The sequence below is a fragment of the Salinispora oceanensis genome, assembly GCF_000383575.1.
GTDB lineage: Bacteria > Actinomycetota > Actinomycetes > Mycobacteriales > Micromonosporaceae > Micromonospora > Micromonospora oceanensis.
The window spans coordinates 538,279-560,537 of record NZ_KB911579.1; the positions used below are offsets into that span (position 1 = coordinate 538,279).

The window sequence follows — 22,259 nt, forward strand, 5'->3', positions numbered from 1 at the left end:
TGTGTCCGCATTACCCCACCGTGACCCCCCGATGCAGCCAGGCGACCTGGGAGTTGGACGTGAGCGAGCCGAACGAGACCTTCGACATCGTCATCCTCGGAGGTGGCAGCGGTGGCTACGCAGCGGCGCTGCGCGCCGCCGAGCTGGGCCTCTCCGTTGCGTTGGTCGAGAAGGGCAAGCTCGGCGGCACCTGCCTGCACAACGGCTGCATCCCGACCAAGGCGTTGCTGCACGCCGCCGAGGTCGCCGACCAGACCCGGGAATCGGAGCAGTTCGGCGTCAAGGCCGAGCTGGTCGGTATCGACATGTCGGCGGTCAACTCGTACAAGGACGGGGTGGTCGCGCGGCTGTACAAGGGCCTGCAGGGCATGCTGCGCGGCGCGAAGAACATCACCATCGTGGCCGGCGCTGGCCGGCTGGTCGCGCCGAACACCGTTGAGGTCGACGGGAAGCGGTACACCGGCCGTAACATCATCCTGGCCTCCGGTTCGTACGCGAAGAGCCTGCCCGGCCTGGAGGTCGACGGCGAGCGGATCATCACGAGCGACCACGCGCTGGTGATGGACCGGGTCCCCGCGTCGGTGATCGTGCTCGGTGGCGGCGTCATCGGGGTGGAGTTCGCCAGCGTGTGGAAGTCCTTCGGAGCGGACGTCACGATCATTGAGGCGCTGCCCCGGCTGGTCGCCGCCGAGGACGCGGAGTCGTCGAAGGCGCTGGAGCGGGCCTTCCGGAAGCGGAAGATCAACTTCAAGGTCGGCAAGCCGTTCGAGAAGGTCGAGAAGACCGACAGCGGCGTCCGCGTGACCATCGCCGGCGGTGAGACCGTCGAGGCCGAGCTGCTGCTGGTCGCGGTCGGTCGGGGCCCGAACACCACCGGCCTCGGCTACGAGGAGCAGGGCGTCCGGATGGACCGGGGCTACGTGCTGACCGACGAGCGGCAGCGCACGAGCGTGCCGAACGTCTACGCGGTCGGCGACATCGTGCCCGGCCTCCAGCTGGCACACCGCGGCTTCCAGCAGGGAATCTTCGTCGCCGAGGAGATCGCCGGAGAGAACCCGGCCGTCATTGACGAGGCCGGCATTCCTCGGGTCACCTACTCTGACCCCGAGCTGGCGTCGGTGGGCCTGACCGAGGCGAAGGCCAAGGAGCAGTACGGCGCCGACAAGATCAAGACCTACAACTACAACCTGGGCGGCAACGGCAAGAGCCAGATCCTCAAGACGTCCGGCTTCGTCAAGCTGGTCCGGGTCGAGGACGGCCCGGTCGTTGGCTTGCACATGGTGGGTGCTCGGGTCGGTGAGCTGATCGGTGAGGCCCAGCTCATCTATAACTGGGAGGCGTACCCCGCCGAGGTGGCACAGCTCGTACACGCCCACCCGACCCAGAACGAGGCGCTGGGTGAGGCACACCTGGCCCTCGCCGGCAAGCCGCTGCACGCGCACGCCTGACACGACAACCACGGCGTCCGGCGACGGACGACGATCCCATCAGGGGAATGAAGGAGTCTGGAGAAAATGCCGGTATCGGTCACCATGCCCCGGCTCGGTGAGAGCGTCACCGAGGGCACCGTCACGCGCTGGCTCAAGCAGGAGGGCGACACCGTCGAGGTTGACGAGCCGCTGCTCGAGGTGTCGACCGACAAGGTGGACACCGAGATCCCGTCCCCCGCGGCCGGTGTGCTGACCCGCATCGTGGTCGGCGAGGACGAGACCGCCGAGGTCGGCAGCGAGCTGGCGACGATCGGCGATGAGGCGTCGGGCGACGGCGGGGCGGCGGGCGGCGGCGAGGCCGAGCCGCGGCAGTCGGCGCCCGAGCCGACCGCCGCCGCCGAGGGCACCGGCCCGGAGCCGGAGCAGAAGCAGCCGGCTCCCGCGCCCTCCGGCGAGGGCAACTCGTCGGGCGAAGGCAGCCCGGTGACGATGCCGGCCCTCGGCGAGAGTGTCACCGAGGGCACGGTCACCCGCTGGCTCAAGCAGGTCGGCGACACCGTCGAGGTTGACGAGCCGCTGCTCGAGGTGTCGACCGACAAGGTCGACACCGAGATCCCCTCGCCGGTCGCCGGGACCGTCCTGGAGATCACCGTGGCGGAGGACGAGACCGCCGATGTCGGCGCGACGCTGGCGATCGTCGGCACCGCCGGTGCGGCGGCGAAGCCCAAGCCGGAGCCGGAGCCGGCGCCCAAGCCCGAGGCGAAGCCGGCACCCAAGCCGGAGCCGAAGCCCGAGCCGAAGGTCACCGAGCCGACCCCGGGCGCCTCCTACAACGAGCCGGCGGCCGAAGCCGAGAGCGCCCCCGACCCGGCGAAGGCCGAGCGGGCCTCCGCCCCGTCCGCGCCCGCCCCCCGGCCGGCGACGACCGGTGGCACGGAGAACGCCGGCTACGTCACCCCGCTGGTCCGCAAGCTCGCCGGCGAGCACGGGGTTGACCTCGCCACGGTCAACGGCACCGGCGTTGGTGGCCGGATCCGCAAGCAGGACGTGCTCGACGCGGCCGAGCAGGCCCGCGCCGCCAAGGCGGCTCCGGCACCGGCGGCGCAGCCGGCCGCCCCCGCGGCGAAGCCGGCGGCCCGGCCCGCGCCCAGCAGCAAGCGGGGCAGCACCGAGAAGCTGCCGCGGATCCGTACGACCATCGCGAAGCGGATGCACGAGTCGCTGCACGAGATGGCGCAGCTCACCACCGTGGTCGAGGTCGACGTGACCCGGATCGCCAAGCTGCGGGCGCGGGCGAAGGACGCCTTCCAGCAGCGGCACGGCGTGAAGCTCTCCTTCCTGCCGTTCTTCGCCCTGGCGGCCGTCGAGGCGTTGCAGGCGTTCCCGATCGTCAACGCCCAGATGGACCTGGGGGCCGGGACGATCACCTACCCGGAGGCGGAGCACCTCGGCGTCGCCGTGGACACCGAGCGGGGCCTGATGGTGCCGGTCATCCACAACGCCGGCGACCTCAACCTGGGCGGTATCGCCAAGCGGGTCGCCGACCTGGCCGAGCGCACCCGGACCAACAAGATCAGCCCGGATGAGCTCGCCGGTGCGACGTTCACGCTGACCAACACCGGCAGCCGGGGCGCCCTCTTCGACACCCCGATCGTGCCGTCGCCGCAGTCGGCGATGCTCGGCACGGGTGCCGTGGTCAAGCGTCCGGTCGTTGTCAACGATCCGGAACTGGGCGAGGTCGTGGCCGTCCGATCGATGATCTACCTGGCCCTGTCGTACGACCACCGACTGATCGACGGCGCCGACGCGGCCCGTTTCCTTGGCGCGATCAAGGAGCGGCTGGAGGCCGGCAACTTCGAGGCCGAACTGGGCCGGTAACACCCGACCCGACGACGGTGGGCTGCCCGGAGATCCGGGCAGCCCACCGTCGTCTCAGGGGTCCGGCTGCTCGGCGACGAGGACACCGATGCCGTGGACTCCCTCGACGAACCCTTGCGTCTGGAGCACCAGGATCGCCTGGCGCACGACCGTCTGCGACCCGCCATGCTCCTGCTTGAGCTGCGCCGTTGACGGCAACTTCTCCCCCGGCGCCCACTCCCCGGACTCGATCCGCGCACGGACATGGGCGGCGAGCTTCGCCCACTTGGGCTTGGCGGGCATCCGCCTACCTGGCGCCGGTCTCGGCTGGCTCCCCGGCCTGCGACCGGGCTGGCCACTCCATACTGCGGGAGCGGAAGCTGGACTGATGGGATTCCGATGTGCCACTCGTAGAGTTCACATTCCAAATAAGTCGCATTGGTGTTCCGAGATGGGTAACTCGGCTACTACACTGAGTCGATGGTCGCAGAGGTGTCCACGTCCGGAACGCGCAACCGTACTCGGCGAGCCATCCTCAACGCCGCAGCGTCGGTCTTCGCGCACAACCGTTCGGCAACCCTGGCCGACGTCGCGGTGGCGGCCGACGTGGGTCGTAGCACCCTGCACCGTTACTTCCCCGACCGCGATGAGCTGATCAACTCGGTGGTCGGCGACTGTTACACGGCGATCGAGCGATCCGTGGTTGACGCGCACGTCGAGCGAGGCAAGCCGCTCGACGCCATGCGCCGCCTGGTGGCGGCCATGGTGGAGCTCGGCGACCGGCTGCTGTTCCTGTTCGGCGACCCACGGCTGGCGGAGGAGTTCGCCAACCGGGAGCCCAAAAAGCCGCCGATCGTGCAGCCGGTCATCCTGCTGATCGAGCGTGGTCAGCGGGAGGGGATCTTCGATCCCGCCGTCAGCGCGCAGTGGATCCAGCACGTCCTGTGGTCACTGGTCTATACCGGCTGCGAAATGTCCGGCCAAGGCATGATGTCGCGGCACGAGGTCACCTCAACGGTCATCCGCACGTTCGAGCGTGGTGTCGTCCGCGACGAGTGAGCGCGAACGGACCCACCACCCCTGCCAGCTATTGGGAGCAATGATGAGGATCCTTGTGACCGGTGCGACGGGATACGTCGGCCGCAACGTCCTGCCGCAGTTGGTGTCCGCCGGGGTTGACGTCCGCGCGCTGACCCGCGACCCGGCCAGGGCAAAGGTGCCGGCCGGCGTGGAGCTGGTCCGCGGCGACCTGAACCGGCCGGACTCGTTGACCGAGGCGCTCGAGGGCGTCGAGCGGATGTACCTCTTCCCAGCACCGGAGACCACGCGTGAGGTGGTCGCCCGCGCCGTGAAGGCCGGCGTGCGGCGTATCGTCGTGCTGTCGTCGGGGGCGGTGACCACGGGCTACGACACCGACTTCCACCTGCCGGTCGAGCGGGCAGTCGAGGAGTCCGGCCTGGAGTGGACCCATGTCCGGCCCGGTGAGTTCGCGACCAACACCCTGCACCTCTGGGCGCCGTCGATCCGTACCGAGAACGCGGTGTACGACCCGCATCCGGGCGCCGTCGGCGTGCCGACGCACGAGCGTGACATCGCCGACACCGCTGCACTCGCGCTACTCGAAGACGGGCACACAGGTAAGGCCTACACCATCGTCGGGCCGCAGCCGCTCACTCACGCCGAGCAGCTAGCCGCGATCGCCGCGGCGGTCGGGCGGAAACTGTCCTTCAAGGACGTCACCGCGCAGGAGGCCCTGGCGTACTACCAGGCGCTCGGTGGCTGGGCAGCAGCGAACGCACCATTCCTACTCGGTCTCGTCACGTACTCCAACGAGGAGACGACGCCGGAGGCCGAGCACCAGCAGGACAAGGACACGGTGGAGCAGCACCCCACGGCCGAGAGCCTCACCAACCGGCCCGGACGCACGTTCGCGCAGTGGGCGCAGGACCACGCCGACGACTTCCGCTGAGAAGCCCCGGCGCGCTTCAAGCCGGCCACCGGGCTCGCTCCTAGCGTCGCCGCAGGCGGGTACCGTCGAACGTACGAACGGCGGCGGGAATGCCCCCGTCGAAACACGTCGCCAACGAGGTCCGGAGCGGGTAGTCGTTTCGATACGCTACGTATGTGTGGTCGCGACACGTCCGTGCCCTGGAGTGGCTTCGGCAACGGGATCCGGACTACTGCGCTATCCGCCATGCGGCCCGGGTGACCCTCGTCGCGTGCCTCCTCTTCTACGGCTTCCGGTACGGCCTGAACAGCACGATCATGGCCACATACGCGCTCTTCGGCACCATCGCCGCCGGCATCTTCGCCCAGCTGCCGGGCGGGCCGGCGCACCGGGCCCGGACGCTGCTCGCCGCCCTGCCGGTCATCTGGGTCCTGATCGCCGTCGGGACCGTGCTGGCGGTGAGCACCTGGGCCGCCACGATCGGCATGCTCGTGATCGGGTTCGCCGTGGCGTTCGCCGGTGTCGGCGGGCCTCGCCTGATCGGCCTCGTCGGCGCGCTACAGATCTCCTACATTCTGGCCAGCTTTCCCCCGTACCAACCCGACACCCTGCCGGAGCGGCTGGCCGGAGTGACGCTCGCCGTCGTTCTGATCGCGGCAGCCGAGGTGTGGCTCTGGCCCGGGCCGGCGCCGGCAACCAGCGCCCAGCGCCTGGGCGGGGCCGCGCGGAGTATCGCCTCGTTCGTCGCCGCGCTCGCGGACCTGCTGGATGGGCAGCCAGCTGCGGGCGAAGCGGCCCGACGGCGCCGGGCCACGGCGGCCGACGCGGTCACGCAGACCCAGATGTGGCGGCTGCCGCCATCCGAGCGGGCATCATCGGCGAGCCGGCGAGACCACGCGCTGCGGGACGCGGCTACCGACCTACACCAGACATTCCGGCACGCCGACTGGCTCCTGCAGGCCCACCCCACGACCACCGACGTCGGCGCGGCGAGGTCACTACGGGGCTGCGCGGCGTCCCTGCGCCACTCCGGCGACGCGCTGTTGGGAACGGAGCGGGCGTCCCCCGACCGGGCCGTTTCCAGCGAGCACCAGCAGCCGGACGGCGGCCGATCAGCCACCACCGAGCAGCTCCGCGTTGCCATGATCGTCCGGTCGCTGACCCGGCACACGGATTTCGTCGCGACCGCCGTCCGAATCGCCGGAGGACACTCTGACACCACCGGTCAACCGGGAGGAGGACCGCACAGCTTCTGGTATCTCCGGCGGAGCACCCCGTCGCTGTACTGGCAACGGCTGCGGATACACCTCACCCCACGCTCTGTGTTCTTCCAGCGGGCCCTCCGACTCGCCGTCGCTCTCGCCGCCGCCCGGTTCGTCGCCGGTGCGCTGGATCTGGAGCACGGCTTCTGGGTGCTCCTGGCCACCCTCAGCCTCCTGCGGACCTCTGCGGCGGAGACGTGGGCCACGTTCCGCCGGGCCCTGGCCGGCACCCTCGTCGGCGCCGCTGCCGGGGCCCTGTTGCTGCTGGCCTCTCCCGGGCAGGAGACATACGCGGCGATCCTGCCCCTGGCGATGGGGCTGGCCCTGTGGGCGGGGCCGCTACTCGGGCTCGCCTGGGCGCAGGCGTTTCTCACGCTGGTGCTGATCGCCGCCTTCGCTCAGCTAACCCCGACGGACTGGCATCTGGCCGGTGTCCGCCTGCTGGACGTCCTGATTGGCGCGGCGATCGGCCTCGTCGCCGGCGTACTCATGTGGCCAAAGGGTGGCGGTGGTGAGCTCCGCCGGTACACGGCGGCCTATCTCGACGCGGGTGCCGAGGCGATCGAGGAGACGGTCCTGAAGGTGGCCGGACGAGTCCGGGGCCAGCACGCGCTTGCGGCGGCGCACCGGGCGCAGGTCCTCACCGACGCGTCGTTCTGCCAGTACCACCTGGAGCACACCGCTCCGCGCCCCACCGACGTGGACTGGGAGGCGGCCCTGTCCGCGGGGCATCGCATCGTCCGCGGTGCGGAGCGACTCGCCACCGGCGACCAGGACGGGATGCTGGCGCACCGGTGGCCCGGGCCCACCGGCCAGCTCGTACGCCGGGCTCAACGGCTGCGGTCCGACTACGCCGACCTGGCCAGCCGCATGGCGCGGGGTCGCCTGCACGGTGCGGCTCCCGTCGCGCAACCAACGACGGGTGTCGTGGAACAGGTCCACGAGATCATTCAGGGTGACAACCGACGGGCCGACGTCCTGCACCTGATCGAGGTCGACCACTGGCTGGCCGACCTCGGTCGAAACCTCAACCGAATTCCCGCGCCGGCCCAGCCGGGCCAGGGGCACGGTCCACCCGAACCGTCGGGCAGCTAGCACGGACGCCCGTGGTGGTCGTAGGAACGAATCTTCGCCCGCCGGTGATCGCGGCCGCGCGACCGTCCCGGTGCCGGTAGACCTCGGCCGAATCGGTCAGGTGACCAACTCAACGCATCTATTGGTCACCCGTGTCCGAGAATATGGGCATGCGGATTCTGATGGCCGGCGCGTCCGGCTTCCTCGGCACCCGGCTTGCCGACCGACTCAGCGCGGCCGGGCACCATGTGACCCGGCTGGTCCGTCGGCCGCCGCACGGCGCCGACGAACGGCAGTGGAACCCGACCGCGGCCCAGCTCGACCCGGCGGTGGTGGCGGAGGCTGACGCCGTGGTCAACCTGGCCGGTGCGGGGGTCGGTGACCGCCGGTGGAACGACGACTACCGGCGGGTCATCCGCTCCAGTCGGGTGGACACCACCACCACACTGGCGATCACGATCGCCGGGCTGCCGGCCGCCGACCGCCCGGAGGTGCTGGTCAACTCGTCGGCGGTGGGGTGGTACGGCAACACCGGCGACCGGGCCGTTGACGAGGAGGTGGCAGCCGGCGAGGGCTTCCTGGCCGATGTCTGCCGGGCGTGGGAGGCCGCGAGCCGGCCGGCCGAGGACGCCGGGGTACGTGTGGTCCGGCTGCGGACCGGGTTGCCGCTGCACCGCGAGGGCGGGCTACTCAAGCCGCAGTTGCTGCCGTTCCGGCTCGGCATCGCGGGGCGGTTGGGCAGCGGCCGGCAGTGGCTGCCCTGGATCGCGATGGTGGACTGGCTGGACGCCGCCGCCCTCGCCATCGACCGTGCCGACCTCACCGGCCCGGTCAACGCGGTCGGGCCAGCACCGGTGACCAACGCCGAGTTCACCCGGGAACTGGCCCGGCAACTGCACCGTCCGGCGATCATCCCGATCCCGGCGCTGGCGCTCAAGGTGGCGCTCGGTGGCTTCGCCCAGGAGGCGCTGACCAGCGCCCGGGTCCTGCCGGGGGCGCTGACCCGAGCGGGGTTCACCTACCGTCACCCGGATCTGGCCAGCGCCCTGCACGCCGCGCTCGCGGCGGAACCGGACCGATGAACGGTGAGCCGGTGCGGGGCACGGCGACAGCGACAGCGACCGGCTTTAACGAACTCTTCCGCGCAGGTCTGACCGGCGCGTCCGGCTCCGGTTGGTAACGTCCGCTCCGTGTCAACCTCGCCGTCCGTGTCCACGCCGAACCCGCCCGCCCGCATTCGCGGTAACCGCCGGGCAGATCTGCTCGTGGTGCTCATCGCGCTCGCCCTCGCGGTCTGGGTGACCAGCGGGCTCTGGCGAGACCCGAACGGTCGCACGATCATGGTCAACTCCAGCGACCAGGCGCTGTTCGAATGGCTACTGGCCTTCGGCGGGCACTCCCTCACCCACGGGCAGAACCCGCTCTTCACCTACATGATCAACGTGCCTGACGGGGTCAACCTCGCGGTCAACACGTCGATCACCGTGTACGCGGCGCTCTTCGCGCCCCTGACGTACCTGATCGGGCCACCGGCCACCTTCCTGGTGATCCTCACGCTCAACCTCGCCGCCACCGCGATCGCCTGGTACTGGCTGCTCAACCGCCAGTTCGCCCGCAGTCCGCTCGCCGCCGGGCTGGGTGGCCTCTTCATCGGCTTCTCCCCCGGCATGGTCTCGCACGCCAACGCCCACCTGAACTGGACCGCCGGTTGGTTGGTGCCGCTGCTGATCTGGCGCGTCTTCGCGCTACGCCGGAGCGGGCATCGGATCCGGGACGGCGTCATCCTCGGTGTGCTGGTCGCGGTGGCGTTCTCCATCGCCGCCGAAGGGCTCTTCTTCACCGCGATCGCCCTCGGCCTCTTCGTCGCCGTCTGGGCGCTGCACCCGGCCAGCCGCGCCGAGGCGCGCGCGGTGCTGCCGGGCTTCCTCGGCGGGCTCGCGGTGACCGCGCTGGTGGCGGGGGTGCTGCTGGCGTACCCGCTGTGGCTGCACTTCGCCGGCCCACAACGCTTCGACGGCACCGGCTTCGACCCGGTGATCCACTCCGAGAACATCGCCGCGTACGGCGCGTACCCTCGGCGCTCGATCGCCGGCGAGGTCGGGCTCCGGACCGGCCTCGCCCCGAACCCCACCGAGGAGAACTCGTTCTTCGGGCTACCGTTGCTGCTGCTCAGCATCGCCGCCTTCGTCCTGCTGTGGCGGCGCGTCCAGCAGGCACCCCAACGGGCCACACTCTGGGCACTCGGGGCGGTGGCGGTGGTCTTCACCGTACTGTCGTTCGGGCCCCAGGCCAGGTTCGCCGGCCGCGACTTCGACCTGCCGATGCCCTTCGACCTGTTGGCTCACCTACCGGTGGTGAACGCCGCGCTGCCCGCCCGGTTGGCGCTGGTCGTGGCGCCGGTGATCGGGGTACTGCTGGCGTACACGGTGGATGCGCTCCGAGCCGAACCACCGCGCTCCCGGCCAGCCCGCCTCGCCTGGCTGGCGGCGTTCGCCGTGGCGCTGGTTCCGCTGACGCCGACCCCGCTGATCACCATCGAGCGGGAGCCGATCCCGCGCTTCTTCACCTCCGGCACCTGGCGGGACTACGTCTCACCGGGCGGGGTCCTCACGCCGATCCCGCTGACGGTGGACGTGTACCCGGACGGGCAGCGGTGGCAGGCGCACGTTCTCGCGGACCGGCAGGGCGAGTTCCGGATCCCGTCCGGGTTCTTCCTCGGCCCGGGCGGTCCGGACGGACGCGGTCGGATCGGTCCGGTGCCCCGGCCGCTGAGCGCCATCCTCGACGAGGCCGCCCGCCTGGGTGTGGTGCCGATCGTCACCGAGGGCACTCGGGCAGATGTCGAAGCCGACCTGCGGCACTGGCAGATCGAGACGGTGGTGCTCCCGGACCAGGTACACGGCGCGAAGTGGGCCGTCGATGAGGAGGCGCTCCGGGAGACCGCCACCGAACTGTTCGGTGAGCCGGAGCGGGTCGAGGACGTCTGGGTCTGGCGGATCCCGCCCGGCTGAGCCGCGAGGCGGGGTACCGGTGAGTCGGATCACGAGCCGAGGTGACCGGCGGGTACGGGACTAGGCTGGTCCCGTGAGCACGACTACCCCGGACCTGACCATTGTCCGCGCCGGCACTCTCGGCTACGAGGCCGCGTGGGAGGAGCAGCGCCGGCTGCACGAATCGGTGATCACCGACGGGGGTGGCGACGCGGTGCTGCTGTTGGAGCATCCCAGCGTCTACACCGCGGGCAAACGCACCGAGCCGTGGGACCGACCGATGGACGGCACGCCGGTCATCGACGTTGACCGGGGCGGAAAAATCACCTGGCATGGTCCGGGCCAGCTCGTCGGCTATCCGATCCTGCGCCTGCCCAACCCGGTCGACGTCGTCGCGTACGTGCGCCGGGTCGAGCAGATGCTGATCGATGTCTGTGCCGAGTTCGGGCTGACGGCCGGCCGGGTCGAGGGGCGGAGCGGGGTCTGGGTGCCGGCGGACAACCGCGGGCCCGCGCGCAAGGTCGCCGCCATCGGCATCCGGGTCGCCCGCGGAGTCACCCTGCACGGCTTCTCGCTGAACTGTGACTGCGACCTGACGTACTACGACCGGATCGTGCCGTGCGGCATCAGCGACGCCGGGGTGACCTCGCTCGCCGCCGAGCTGGGCCGGCCGGTGACCGTGGCGGACGCCCTGCCGGTGGTCGAGCGGCACCTGCCGACCCTCGTCGGATCCTGAGCCCACCGCACCGGGCCCGGTCCCGCCGAAGCCCTGCCTCACCACGGTCCCGCCAGACCCGACGACACATCGATCGCCAACAACGGCCAGGGTCCACTCATCGCAGGAATGCCCACCCAGGCGTCTATTGAGCGACGGTTTGATCCGCAATAGGCTCGAACCGTCGATCAAGCGATCGGGTGTGGCATGCCGAATATCTATGTCGAGACGATGATCACGACATCTGTGGACGAGGTGTGGCGGACGACGCAGGACCCTGCCGAGCACCGCCGCTGGGACGCTCGCTTCGGCCACATCGACCCGATACCCGGAAGCTCACCGGCCCGCTTCCGGTATGCCACGACCGTGGCCCCCGGGCTGACCGTCAGCGGCTGGGGAGTCCACGCCGGAGAACGCGACCGGCCGGACGGCAGCCGCAGCTCGGCGCTGCGCTTCGGGTCGGACGACCCACGCTCACTGATCGCCGCGGGGGCCGGCTACTGGCGCTACCTGCCCACCCCGTCCGGTGTGCGGTTTCTGACCGGCTACAACTACACGCCGCGCTGGGGGCGGTTAGGGCGGGCCTTCGACCTCGCCTTCCGCCCACTCTTCGGATGGACCACCGCCTGGTCATTCGATCGACTGCGGATCTGGCTGGAGCACGGCATCTCCCCCGAACAAGCCCGGCGCAACGCGGCACACGAGGCACTCGCCCGCCTACTCGGGCTCGCGGGGGTGGGGGCCGGCGCGGCGGCACTCGGCGGAACGGCGCCCGTCGTCGCTCTCCTCACCGCGATGGCCGCAGTGGCCGCGGTGGCCCTGCCCCCGCGGCCACATACACCGGCAGCCCGCCGCTGCCGTCGCCGGCCGCCGAAGCATCGTTCTGCCCAGCCCCCGGAGGAGTTGGACACGCTGTGAACCCTGTCTTCCGCACTGCCCTCGGGGCGGACTTCGACCGACTCCACCCGGAGTTGCAGCGCCGCTTCGACCTCGACGGCGACACCCATCTGGGATGCGTCGGTAGCGGCGTGATGGACCGGATCTGGCGCGGTGCCGCCTTCACCCGCCCGTTTCTGTATCTCGGCACCTTCCGCCACATCCTCTTTCCGGAGACCGGCACAGATGTCCCCTTCACCATCGAGAACTACGCCTACTCCGACTCCTTCGGCCGGCCGACACTGAGCTTCGTCCGCACCTTCCAGCTCGCACCGGGTCGACGACGCCGCTTCGACGCGACGATGGTCTGGAGCGCCCGTCGCGGAGTTCTGGTCGACTACCTCGGGACGCACCAACACCTGGCGGTCGACCTGCACCTCGAAGTCGACCCCACCGGCGCGCTCACCATCCGAAGCGGCGGCTATCGGTGGCGCAACGGCTTGCGCTGCCCGTCGTTGATAACCGGTGCGGCCCGCCTGCGTGAGTGGTACGACGATCGGGCCGGCCGGTTTCGGATCGAGGTGACGGTGGCGAATCGCCAGTTCGGCCCGCTCTTCGGCTACTCGGGCAGCTTTACCGTCCGCTACCTGCGCCCCGACTGCGCACTGGTTCCAGCCGCCGCCTATCCGGTGCGAGAGAACCTTCGGGACTGAGGTCATCGCGGCGGCGCGGGTTCCACGGTGTCCGGGCTCACCGCACCAACGGCGTGATGCCCGTCGCCCAACGTGCATCGACGGTGGGCGACGGGCGTAGGCTCGACTTCGTGACGATCGAGCACTCCGCGCCGACGAATGGTCCGGCAGCGCGTACCGCGACGCCCGCTCCCGAGGGGCGGCGCCTCCTGCGGGTCGAGGCGCGCAACGCTGAGACGCCGATCGAGCGGAAACCACCGTGGATCAAGGTCAAGGCCAAGATGGGCCCGGAGTACACCCAGCTGCGCGGGCTCGTCACGCGGGAGGGGTTGCACACCGTCTGCCAGGAGGCCGGCTGCCCGAACATCTACGAGTGTTGGGAGGACCGGGAGGCCACCTTCCTCATCGGCGGCGACCAGTGCACCCGCCGCTGCGACTTCTGCCAGATCGACACCGGCAAGCCGGCCGAGTTCGACGCCGACGAGCCCCGCCGCGTCGGTGAGTCGGTGGTGTCGATGGGGCTGCGCTACGCGACCATCACCGGAGTCGCCCGCGACGACCTGCCCGACGGCGGCGCCTGGCTCTACGCGGAGACCGTCCGGCAGATTCATGCCCTCCAGCCGGGCTGCGGGGTCGAGCTGTTGATTCCCGACTTCAACGCCGTCCCCGAGCAGCTCGCCGAGGTCTTCGGAGCGCGGCCGGAGGTGCTCGGGCACAACGTCGAGACCGTGCCGCGGATCTTCAAGCGGATCCGGCCGGCGTTCCGCTACGAGCGGTCGCTGGACGTGATCCGGCAGGCCCGCGCCGCCGGCCTAGTCACCAAGAGCAACCTGATCCTCGGCATGGGCGAAGAGCGCGCCGAGATCTCCCAGGCTCTCCGGGACCTGCACGAGGCGGGTTGCGAGCTGATCACCATCACGCAGTATCTGCGTCCCTCTCCCCGCCACCACCCCGTCGAACGCTGGGTCAAGCCGGAGGAGTTCGTCGAGCTCCGGGAGGAGGCCGAGGAGATCGGCTATGCCGGCGTGATGAGCGGGCCGCTGGTCCGCTCGTCGTACCGCGCCGGCCGCCTCTACCGGCAGGCCCTCGCGGCCCGCGGCGACGCCCCGGTCGACGCCTGAACTCCGACCTGGCCGCTTTCACGATTCGGCGCCGCCGCCGGCGTTCGGCCGAAGGTCACCCCATCAGGTGACGCCAACCTGGAACACATAACCTAAAGTCGGACAAATGCCATGATCCGCCCATGGCCATTGATGCCGGCGAGCGGCACCCGGTCACACTGCCGGTCGCCGGCCGGCCCCGACTGCCCACCACGCTCGCCGGCACGGCTCTCATCGCCGGCGTGGCCTACCGCCTCCTCCTGCTGCTGACCGACACGCCCCCCACAAACAGCGACGAGGCGACGATGGGCCTCGCCGCCCTGCACATCGGGCAGGGGCAGGAGTTTCCGATCTGGTTCTACGGCCAGGCGTACATGGGGACGCTGGAGGCGTACCTGGCGGCACCGCTGGTCGCGCTCACCGGCCCGTCAACGCTGGCGTTACGTCTCCCCACCCTGGCCCTGTACGCCGTCTTCGCCCTACTAGCCTGGCGACTCACGCTCCGCCTCACCGGGGACCACTGGTACGCGCTCCTGGTCACCGTGCTGCTCGCGTACGGATCCGACCGAATCGTGAAGAACCAGCTGATCGCCGGTGGCGGGTACCCGGAGATGAACGCCGCCGGGGTGGCGCTCGCGCTACTCGCGTACGACCTGGCGGCCGGCCGGCAGGGTTACCGGGCGGCCCGCTGGACCGGATGGGGGCTCCTCGCCGGGCTGATGGCCTGGGTGGATCCCCTGGTCCTGCCCTACGTGGTCGGCACCGGGGCGGTGCTGCTGGCGTTCCGGTGGCGGGAGCTATGGGGACGGGCTGGCGCGCTACTCGGCGTCGGCGCGCTGGTCGGGGCGACACCGCTGCTGCTGGACAGCTTCCTCACGGGACGCAGCCCGTTGACCGCGGTGCTCGCCGCCAGCGGCGCCGGGGAGTCGACCAGTTGGGCGGAGCGGCTGCACGGAGGGCTGGTGCTCGGCCCGGCGCTGGGCATGGGCTTCTGCTCCCCCAGCGCCTGTGCGCGCTGGCAACTCTGGTGGTCCGTCGCCCTGCCGCTACTCTTGCTCGCCACTGCCGTGATCGCGTGGCGGCAGCTCCGGGGATACCGACGGTCCGCGTCCGCCCGGAACGGCCCCCCTCGGTTCACTGACGCGACGGCGGCGGCTATCTCCCTAGCCCTGGTCGCGGCGGCGGCGGTGACGCTGGCCAGCTTTGCGACCAGCAGTGCCGCCGGGCGCAGCCCGGTGGAGAGCTCCCGCTATCTGTCCTGCCTACTCATCTCCGTACCGGTGCTGCTCTGGCCGGCGTGGAACGCGGCCCGACGGCGGTCGCCAGGACTACCGGATCCGGCTCGCGCCGCCGCGATCGGGGTGCTCGCCGGGACACTCGGGACCGCTGCCATCGCCACCGGGGCAACCATCGCCGCCGTACCTGCCTACCGGACTGTTCAGGCCCAGCACGCCGAGTTGGTGGCGACCCTGCGGGTGCTGGAGGTGCGGCATGTGTACAGCGACTACTGGACCTGCAATCGCCTCACCTTCGCCAGTGCGGAGGAGATCGTCTGCGCCGTCGTGAACGACGACCTGAGTCCGGGCCACGACCGCTACCCGGCCTACCGAAGGGCGGTCGCCGCCGCCGCCAGCCCCACCTGGGTCGCGCCAGCCGGTTCGCCGCTGGCTGCCCGCCTGCAGGAGCAGGTGCGCGGTGGCGCCCTCACGCTGCGCCACATCCCCGGCTGGCACGTCTTCCTTTCTCGCAAGTGAAGTCACATCGCTTCGACCTTCCCCCTCGAGCCCGGGTGCCTACGCGGATCCTCCACGCGAATCCGGTATGCCCTAGAATCAGTCAGCTGTGGAAGCGGCCACCGGCACCCGAACGACTCACTTCCGCCCAAGTCCGTCAACGTTAGGGCTAAGGAACAAGCCTTAGTCATCTTCACTCGGCAAGAGCCGGCGTCCGGCATCCTCACAGCACCAAACCACAGGTCAGTGGCCGGCAATCCGGCCACTGACCCGATAGCAGCGAATTCACCTATTGACATACGCGGAACCCCCAGGAACTCTAGGGCTGCAGCCGATCACACGATCGTGATCGAGGAGCGAAGGCCCCGGAGGGCAGATTAGAGAAGCCAGAACAACCGCGCGTAGCGCTGCTCCCTGCCCAATCAATAGAAATAAGGAGATCAGTGGCCCTCGGCAGCGCCGCCAGCGGATACAGCCCGGTGGGCAGTCCCACAAGCCAGACCACCACACCCTCAGCCGAAGTCGCGGAGGACCCTTCAAGCGAGGCAGTCGAGTTCATCTCGGCCTACTATGCAGAGCGGAAGATGCCGCGCGCCGCCGACCGCATCGCCGCCATTCTCGGCGAGATCGCCGCCACCGGCACCTACTGGCAGACACCAGACGAGCTGGCCCACGGCGCGAAAGTAGCATGGCGGCAGTCGGTACGGTGCATTGGTCGAGTCCGCTGGGCTGGCCTCAAGATCCGGGACCGGCGCACGGTTACCACCACCACTGGTATCGCCAGCGAATTGGCCGAGCACCTCCGAGTGGCCGACAACGGGGGACGAATCCGCTCCGTCCTCACCGTGTTCGCAGCCGATCACCCCCGGACCGGACCACGCGCACGCATCTGGAACGACCAACTCATCCGGTACGGCGGGTGGCAGCTGAACGACGAAGTAATCGGCGATCCAGCCCAACTGGAGATGACCAGTGCGGCAGTGAAGCTTGGCTGGCAGCCACCCTCCACCCCCGGCAGGTTCGACCTACTTCCCTGGGTGGTTGAGACTGCGACCGAAGAACCGACACTTGTGGACGCTCCGCGTCACCTGGTACGAGAGGTAGCGCTGACCCACCCCGATCACCCCTGGTTCGCGGACCTTCAGCTGCGGTGGCACGCACTCCCGGTGATCGCGAACATGCGCTTACGCATCGGCGGCGTGAATTACAGCTGCGCTCCGTTCAACGGGCACTATCTCGGCGATGAGATCGGTACTCGAAACATGTGCGACGCCGACCGGTACAACCAGCTCCGGCCCGTCGCCGCCGGGCTAGGTCTCGACACCGAGGACGAGTCCTCCCTCTGGCGAGAGCATGCCGCGCTACTCATTAATCAAGCTGTACTACACAGCTTTCGCGCCGCCGGCGTCCGAATCTCCATTCCGAACGACGAGTCGGAAATGTTCATGCGCTTCTGCGAAGGTGAAGAGCGGGCAGGACGGCCCGTCTACGGCGACTGGTCGTGGATCAATGGCTCGGTCGGGTGGGCCGCCCTCCACGCCGTGCACCATCGCTACTACGACACCCGGGTACCCAACCCTAACTTTTGGCCGGCGCCGCGCACACCATTCTTCTCGGAACCAAACCTACGCGAGCGCCACGCTGCGTCTCGGCAGGAGGGTTAAAGGGTGGATGTTGCCGCACTACGGTGGAGCTGGAATCGAGTCGCCGCGGCTGGCCCAAGGGCAGCGAGGCACTTCTACGCAACACTATTCGTGATCGCCCCGGAAACCCGCACTATGTTTCCCACCAACATGCAGTATCAGGAGGACAAGCTCCTCGCCGCACTTGGACACATCATTACGAACATTGATAACAGCGATGCGCTCGCCGCGTTCGCGCATCACCTGGGGGCCGATCATCGCCGGTTCTACGGACTCGACGTGGAGGAGCGACCGGTGCCACTGGCGGAGCGCCATTACATCTGGGTCGGCCAGGCCCTTTTGGCAACGCTAGCGGACTTCGTCGGATCCGAGTGGACCCCGAGCCTCCGGGCCGACTGGGCCGCAGCATACGAATTCGTTGCCAAGTTGATGCTCACCGGCGCCGCCGACTCGGAGCAGCTGACGCCCCCGTTCTGGCAGGCTGAGGTGATCGGTGTAGAGCGACGCCGCTCCGATGTCTGCGTACTCACCGTCCGTCCGAACTACCTCTGCAACTATCTGCCCGGACAATCCTTACCCACGCAGGTACCCACCCTGCGCACCTGGCGGTACCTTTCGCCGGCCAACGCACCCCGCCCCGACGGGACGCTCGAGTTCCATGTTCGCGCGGCGGGTCGGTTCTCGACCCACCTGGTACGGCGGATCGCCGTTGGCGAGGTTCTCCGATTAGGACATCCAACTGGAACAGCGCTGTCGGCGTACAACCGCGCGCCGCACCGGCCGCTTCTCCTGATCGCCGGCGGCACCGGAGTAGCGCCGCTGCGCGCGATTCTGGAAGAACTCCAGCAGGGCAGCGGCCGACCCACCACCCTGGTAGTAGGGGGTAAGTCCCCCGATGATCTATATGATCATCAGGCACTCTTGAAGCTAGCCGCGTCGACACCAGCCATGAACGCCACCGCCAGCAGCTCTGCGCCCTGGTTACGCTACGTGCCAACGGTAGAGATCGGATGGGACTGGGACGGCGAGGTAGGCCGGGCGGCCGACACCGCCCTGCGTATCGGCCCCTCAAAAGACGCCGATGTTCTCGTCTGTGGATCACCCACAATGACGCGAGCAACGGTTGCTGCCCTCAGTGCTAACGGCATCGATTCCGACCGCTTACTGGTGGAGAGATTCGACCATTCCGTCTATCCGCTCCTAGCTTCAGCCGACACCGACAGCCAAAAAACGACCTAGGCAGCCGATGACCAGCGACGATACCGTCCCCCCCGCGCAAGATGCTGACCAACCACAACCAGGCGAAGTCACCCAACGCCTCAAACTGCTGACGACCCGCCGCTTCCGCCGCGAGTGGTGGCACTCAGCCACCGAGGTGGCGGCAGTGACTCGATTCGCCGATGACCAGATCACGCTGTTGCGTGGCGAAATCGAACGCGGAGGGCGCGAGATTCGAGGCCTCCTCAACCAGATCGAGATGCTCCGCCACGGATCCCTGCCAAGCACCGCACCACAGGGGGCGGACCCAGTTGCTGTCGCGCTGACCATGCGTGTACAGGAAGAGGCCAATCGCACGATCAGTGATGCCAACGAGGAGGGCACGGAGATCCTTGCCGAGGCACGACGCCAGGCGGAGGACATCCTCACCCTCGCCCACCAGCAGGCCAGTCGAACCACCACTCACAATGACCCCCGGGTCGCTGAACTCGAGCAAAAAGTCAAGGACCTACAAGCAAGGCATCAGGCAATGGTTGACGCTACCTGGAATGCACACCAAAACCTTTCCCAGTGGCAGTCGCGGCTTTCTGAGCAGGCGGAGCAGTTGCGGACCAGCGCACAGGCCCTCGGAAAGGTCAGCGACAATATTGGACAAACCGTCAAGGAGCAGTAAGAACGGATTCTTAATGGCGCCGCCACTCGACGCCCTGGGTGCAACGCTGGTGTAGTGCCAGGAGGCGGTGATCAGCCGCCCGTGCCGGCCGCTGAGAAAGGACCAGCCCAACCAGGTTCCGTCGGCAGGCAGTCGCGGCCCCGGGAAGGCTGCAGGTGGGGCCCGGACAGCCGCCGATGCCGGCCGCCAAGCAGCGAGTGATTCGCCGCCCACTAGACTCGAGGGCATGGCAAAGCCCCAGGAGAAGGTCTCGTTCGGCCAACGGCTGAAGCAGATCGGGATGGTGTTTCGGTTCACCGCCAAGCAGGACCGGTGGTTTGCGCCCCTGGCCTTCGCCGCGGTGGTCATTCCACTCGCCCTGACCGTGGTGGCGTTCTTCGTGTGGGGCTGGCTCTGGATCCCACTTGGCATCCTGTTGACGCTGCTCTCCCTGCTGATCGTGCTCAACCTGCGCTCCAACCGGGCGATGATGAACGCCGCTGAGGGCCAGCCGGGCGCGGCCGCGCAGATCATCGAGAACATGCGCGGCGACTGGCGGGTCACCCCGGCGGTGAGCTCGACCACGCAGATGGACATGGTGCACCTGGTCATCGGCCGTTCGGGAGTGATCCTGCTGGCTGAGGGGAACCCACAGCGGGTGCGCGGCCTGCTCGGCCAGGAGAAGCGTCGGTTGGCCAAGGTGATCGGCTCGGCGCCGCTCTACGACTACGTGATCGGCCAGGAGGAGGGCGAATTGCCGGTCCGCAAGCTGCGGATGACGCTGATGCGGTTGCCGCGCAAGCTCAGTGGCCGGGATGTCAACGCGCTGGACAAGCGCCTCAAGGCGCTCAGTGCCCGTCCACAGCTACCCAAGGGCGCCATCCCGAAGAACATGCGTCCCCCGAAGGGCGCCTTCCGCCAGGCCCGCGGTCGCTGACTGCGGCTACGCGGCGGATCGTCCGCTGATCCCGAGCCGGGTCAGCGGACGACGGGGGTGACGACCGAGCCCGCCGCCCGGTCGTGCAGGCCACGGCGGTCGGCATCCATGATCAGGGCAGGTATCACGAGCGCGAGCATGCCACCGCGGAGCAACGCGCGGAGCACCCCGAGCCGACCACCGCTGCTCCAGTCGACACAGCGGATCCGGGTGAGGTACATCCCGGGGGTCTGGGCGAAGAGACCGATGAAGAAGCCGTACTCGGCGACGAGCACGAGCACCGGGGCCCACCCGTCGTGGACCGGATCGGCGAAGATACTGGCGACCAGTACGCAGAGCACCCAGTCGATCACCAAAGCGCCGAAACGTGGACCGAGGCCCCGACTGGCGGAGACGCTGGAACGGGGCGGTACGGGCTGGTCAGCCGAGGTCGTCACAGCGCCCAAGGGTAGCCAGTGCCGCAGACGACTACACGCCGACCTACATCACAAAAAGGGACCAAGCGTCGCAAGTTTCACTACACTGGCACACTGGCCCCTCCCGGGAGCACCAGGACCGACCGCTCCAGGCAGCGAAGGCTTGTGGAGCCCCGGCAGGGGACGTAACACGGCAGAAACATTGAAGACATGGCCGGGCAACCGCCCGGCCATAGCGTCGCCAGCAGCCTAGCCACTTCAGTGGACGAGCCAGGAGGACGAGTGTTCGCCAATCCCGAGGAACTCCTGCGTTACCTCAAGAACGAGGACGTGAAGTTCGTCGACGTACGTTTCTGTGATCTGCCCGGCGTGATGCAGCACTTCAACCTGCCCGCCGAGTCGGTTGACGACGAGCTCCTCACCGACGGCCTCGCATTCGACGGGTCGTCCATCCGCGGTTTCCAGGCGATCCACGAGTCGGACATGCTCCTACTCCCGGACGTCGCCACCGCGTTCATCGACCCCTTCCGCGCGCAGAAGACCCTCGCGCTCAACTTCTTCATCCACGACCCGTTCACCCGCGAGGCCTACTCCCGCGACCCCCGGAACGTGGCGAAGAAGGCCGAGGCGTACCTGGCGGCCAGCGGCATCGCCGACACCGCCTACTTCGGCGCGGAGGCCGAGTTCTACATCTTCGACTCGATCCGCCACGAGACCTCGGCGCACCAGTCGTACTACTACATCGACTCGGTCGAAGGCTGGTGGAACACCGGCCGCGACGAGGAGGGTGGCAACCGCGGCTACAAGACCGCGTACAAGGGCGGCTACTTCCCGGTGCCACCGGTTGACCACTACGCCGACCTGCGCGACAAGATCGTCCGTCGGCTGATCGACGCCGGCTACACCGTGGAGCGCTCGCACCACGAGGTCGGCACCGCCGGCCAGGCTGAGATCAACTACAAGTTCTCGACCCTGCTGCACGCCGCGGACCAGCTCCAGCTCTTCAAGTACATCGTGAAGAACGAGACCTGGGTCAACGGCAAAACCGCCACCTTCATGCCGAAGCCGCTCTTCGGTGACAACGGTTCGGGCATGCACACCCACCAGAGCCTGTGGTTGAACGGTGATCCGCTCTTCTACGACGAGACCGGCTACGCCGGCCTCTCCGACACCGCGCGCTGGTACATCGGCGGCCTGCTGCAGCACGCGCCGTCGCTGCTGGCCTTCACCAACCCGACGGTGAACTCGTACCGCCGGCTGGTGCCGGGCTTTGAGGCGCCGGTCAACCTGGTCTACTCGCAGCGCAACCGCTCCGCCTGCACCCGCATCCCGGTCACCGGGAGCAACCCGAAGGCCAAGCGGGTCGAGTTCCGCGTGCCGGACCCGTCGGCCAACGTCTACCTGGCCTTCTCGGCGATGCTGATGGCCGGCCTCGACGGCATCAAGAACAAGACCGAGCCGCCGACTCCGATCGACAAGGATCTGTACGACCTGCCGCCGGAGGAGTGGGGCGACGTCAAGCAGGTGCCGGGCTCGCTGCCGGCGGTGCTCGACTCCCTCGAGGCCGACCACGACTACCTGCTCGACGGCGGCGTCTTCACGCCGGACCTGATCTCCACCTGGATCGACTGGAAGCGGACCAACGAGGTCGACCCGGTGCGACTGCGCCCGACCCCGCACGAGTTCGCGATGTACTTCGACTGCTGAACCCCTGCA

General features: G+C 69.0%; 19 protein-coding genes. 17 read left to right on the forward strand and 2 right to left on the reverse strand.

What is annotated here, in order from left to right; translation table 11 throughout:
- Positions 1 to 20: 20 nt before the first annotated feature.
- On the forward strand, positions 21 to 1,448 hold the full coding sequence (lpdA, locus tag SALPAC4_RS0102225; RefSeq protein WP_027644605.1) for a dihydrolipoyl dehydrogenase: 1,428 nt from the start codon (positions 21 to 23) through the stop codon (positions 1,446 to 1,448).
- A 66-nt stretch (positions 1,449 to 1,514) separates the two neighbouring features.
- The gene (gene sucB, locus SALPAC4_RS0102230; RefSeq protein WP_019868984.1) at positions 1,515 to 3,308 is read left to right on the forward strand and encodes a 2-oxoglutarate dehydrogenase, E2 component, dihydrolipoamide succinyltransferase; all 1,794 of its coding nucleotides are present in this window, start codon (positions 1,515 to 1,517) and stop codon (positions 3,306 to 3,308) included.
- 54 nt (positions 3,309 to 3,362) lie between these two features.
- Here sucB and SALPAC4_RS0102235 read toward each other — a convergent pair whose 3' ends face one another.
- Positions 3,363 to 3,590 carry a GntR family transcriptional regulator gene (locus SALPAC4_RS0102235; protein ID WP_019868985.1) on the reverse strand — a complete coding sequence of 76 codons (228 nt, stop codon included), beginning with the start codon at positions 3,588 to 3,590 and terminating at the stop codon, positions 3,363 to 3,365.
- Positions 3,591 to 3,767: 177 nt separating this feature from the next.
- Between SALPAC4_RS0102235 and SALPAC4_RS0102240 the strand changes: the two genes are divergently transcribed.
- From SALPAC4_RS0102240 to SALPAC4_RS0102305, 14 genes are all read left to right on the forward strand, one after another.
- The gene (locus SALPAC4_RS0102240) at positions 3,768 to 4,346 is read left to right on the forward strand and encodes a TetR/AcrR family transcriptional regulator (protein ID WP_027644604.1); all 579 of its coding nucleotides are present in this window, start codon (positions 3,768 to 3,770) and stop codon (positions 4,344 to 4,346) included.
- A gap of 43 nt (positions 4,347 to 4,389) precedes the next feature.
- The gene (locus SALPAC4_RS0102245) at positions 4,390 to 5,256 is read left to right on the forward strand and encodes an NAD(P)H-binding protein (RefSeq protein WP_033664951.1); all 867 of its coding nucleotides are present in this window, start codon (positions 4,390 to 4,392) and stop codon (positions 5,254 to 5,256) included.
- A gap of 155 nt (positions 5,257 to 5,411) precedes the next feature.
- Positions 5,412 to 7,592 (forward strand): FUSC family protein, encoded by a 2,181-nt coding sequence (locus SALPAC4_RS0102250; RefSeq protein WP_019868988.1) that lies wholly within the window; start codon positions 5,412 to 5,414, stop codon positions 7,590 to 7,592.
- Positions 7,593 to 7,741: 149 nt separating this feature from the next.
- Positions 7,742 to 8,653, forward strand: a complete 912-nt coding sequence (locus SALPAC4_RS0102255; RefSeq protein ID WP_019868989.1) for a TIGR01777 family oxidoreductase — start codon at positions 7,742 to 7,744, stop codon at positions 8,651 to 8,653.
- A 108-nt stretch (positions 8,654 to 8,761) separates the two neighbouring features.
- The gene (locus SALPAC4_RS0102260) at positions 8,762 to 10,582 is read left to right on the forward strand and encodes a class-II aminoacyl-tRNA synthetase family protein (protein ID WP_027644603.1); all 1,821 of its coding nucleotides are present in this window, start codon (positions 8,762 to 8,764) and stop codon (positions 10,580 to 10,582) included.
- Between the two features lie 73 nt (positions 10,583 to 10,655).
- On the forward strand, positions 10,656 to 11,297 hold the full coding sequence (gene lipB, locus SALPAC4_RS0102265; protein ID WP_019868991.1) for a lipoyl(octanoyl) transferase LipB: 642 nt from the start codon (positions 10,656 to 10,658) through the stop codon (positions 11,295 to 11,297).
- 186 nt (positions 11,298 to 11,483) lie between these two features.
- A complete protein-coding gene (locus SALPAC4_RS0102270) occupies positions 11,484 to 12,194 on the forward strand; it encodes a hypothetical protein (RefSeq protein ID WP_019868992.1) in 711 nt (236 codons plus the stop codon).
- On the forward strand, positions 12,191 to 12,865 hold the full coding sequence (locus tag SALPAC4_RS0102275) for a DUF4166 domain-containing protein (protein WP_019868993.1): 675 nt from the start codon (positions 12,191 to 12,193) through the stop codon (positions 12,863 to 12,865). Before SALPAC4_RS0102270 ends, SALPAC4_RS0102275 begins: the two co-directional genes overlap by 4 nt.
- 56 nt (positions 12,866 to 12,921) lie before the next feature.
- Complete coding sequence (gene lipA / locus SALPAC4_RS0102280) at positions 12,922 to 13,965, forward strand: lipoyl synthase (protein ID WP_080640832.1); 1,044 nt, start codon at positions 12,922 to 12,924, stop codon at positions 13,963 to 13,965.
- A gap of 122 nt (positions 13,966 to 14,087) precedes the next feature.
- Entirely contained in the window at positions 14,088 to 15,698 is a 1,611-nt protein-coding gene (locus tag SALPAC4_RS0102285) for a hypothetical protein (protein ID WP_019868995.1), read from the forward strand.
- Positions 15,699 to 16,156: 458 nt separating this feature from the next.
- A complete protein-coding gene (locus tag SALPAC4_RS0102290) occupies positions 16,157 to 17,341 on the forward strand; it encodes a nitric oxide synthase oxygenase (protein WP_050565012.1) in 1,185 nt (394 codons plus the stop codon).
- Positions 17,342 to 17,344: 3 nt separating this feature from the next.
- Complete coding sequence (locus SALPAC4_RS0102295; protein ID WP_027644601.1) at positions 17,345 to 18,559, forward strand: globin domain-containing protein; 1,215 nt, start codon at positions 17,345 to 17,347, stop codon at positions 18,557 to 18,559.
- A gap of 7 nt (positions 18,560 to 18,566) precedes the next feature.
- Positions 18,567 to 19,211 (forward strand): hypothetical protein, encoded by a 645-nt coding sequence (locus SALPAC4_RS0102300; protein ID WP_019868998.1) that lies wholly within the window; start codon positions 18,567 to 18,569, stop codon positions 19,209 to 19,211.
- Positions 19,212 to 19,437: 226 nt separating this feature from the next.
- Positions 19,438 to 20,127 (forward strand): DUF4191 domain-containing protein, encoded by a 690-nt coding sequence (locus SALPAC4_RS0102305; RefSeq protein WP_018223149.1) that lies wholly within the window; start codon positions 19,438 to 19,440, stop codon positions 20,125 to 20,127.
- 41 nt (positions 20,128 to 20,168) lie between these two features.
- On the opposite strand, the gene SALPAC4_RS0102310 is transcribed toward SALPAC4_RS0102305, so the two are convergent.
- Positions 20,169 to 20,564 carry an RDD family protein gene (locus SALPAC4_RS0102310; RefSeq protein WP_027644600.1) on the reverse strand — a complete coding sequence of 132 codons (396 nt, stop codon included), beginning with the start codon at positions 20,562 to 20,564 and terminating at the stop codon, positions 20,169 to 20,171.
- A gap of 261 nt (positions 20,565 to 20,825) precedes the next feature.
- On the opposite strand from SALPAC4_RS0102310, the gene glnA reads away from it, so the two are divergent.
- Positions 20,826 to 22,250 (forward strand): type I glutamate--ammonia ligase, encoded by a 1,425-nt coding sequence (glnA, locus tag SALPAC4_RS0102315; protein ID WP_018730622.1) that lies wholly within the window; start codon positions 20,826 to 20,828, stop codon positions 22,248 to 22,250.
- Positions 22,251 to 22,259: the final 9 nt, after the last annotated feature.

What these genes read in the sequence shown, in the direction of transcription:
- SALPAC4_RS0102285 (WP_019868995.1), top strand. Translation starts at nt 14,088, where the DNA reads ATGGCCATTGATGCCGGCGAGCGGCACCCGGTCACACTGCCGGTCGCC.
- SALPAC4_RS0102255 (WP_019868989.1), top strand. Translation starts at nt 7,742, where the DNA reads ATGCGGATTCTGATGGCCGGCGCGTCCGGCTTCCTCGGCACCCGGCTT.
- lipA (WP_080640832.1), top strand. Translation starts at nt 12,922, where the DNA reads ATGCCCGTCGCCCAACGTGCATCGACGGTGGGCGACGGGCGTAGGCTC.
- SALPAC4_RS0102240 (WP_027644604.1), top strand. Translation starts at nt 3,768, where the DNA reads ATGGTCGCAGAGGTGTCCACGTCCGGAACGCGCAACCGTACTCGGCGA.
- SALPAC4_RS0102245 (WP_033664951.1), top strand. Translation starts at nt 4,390, where the DNA reads ATGAGGATCCTTGTGACCGGTGCGACGGGATACGTCGGCCGCAACGTC.
- sucB (WP_019868984.1), top strand. Translation starts at nt 1,515, where the DNA reads ATGCCGGTATCGGTCACCATGCCCCGGCTCGGTGAGAGCGTCACCGAG.
- SALPAC4_RS0102300 (WP_019868998.1), top strand. Translation starts at nt 18,567, where the DNA reads ATGACCAGCGACGATACCGTCCCCCCCGCGCAAGATGCTGACCAACCA.
- SALPAC4_RS0102305 (WP_018223149.1), top strand. Translation starts at nt 19,438, where the DNA reads ATGGCAAAGCCCCAGGAGAAGGTCTCGTTCGGCCAACGGCTGAAGCAG.
- SALPAC4_RS0102235 (WP_019868985.1), bottom strand. Translation starts at nt 3,590, where the DNA reads ATGCCCGCCAAGCCCAAGTGGGCGAAGCTCGCCGCCCATGTCCGTGCG.
- SALPAC4_RS0102270 (WP_019868992.1), top strand. Translation starts at nt 11,484, where the DNA reads ATGCCGAATATCTATGTCGAGACGATGATCACGACATCTGTGGACGAG.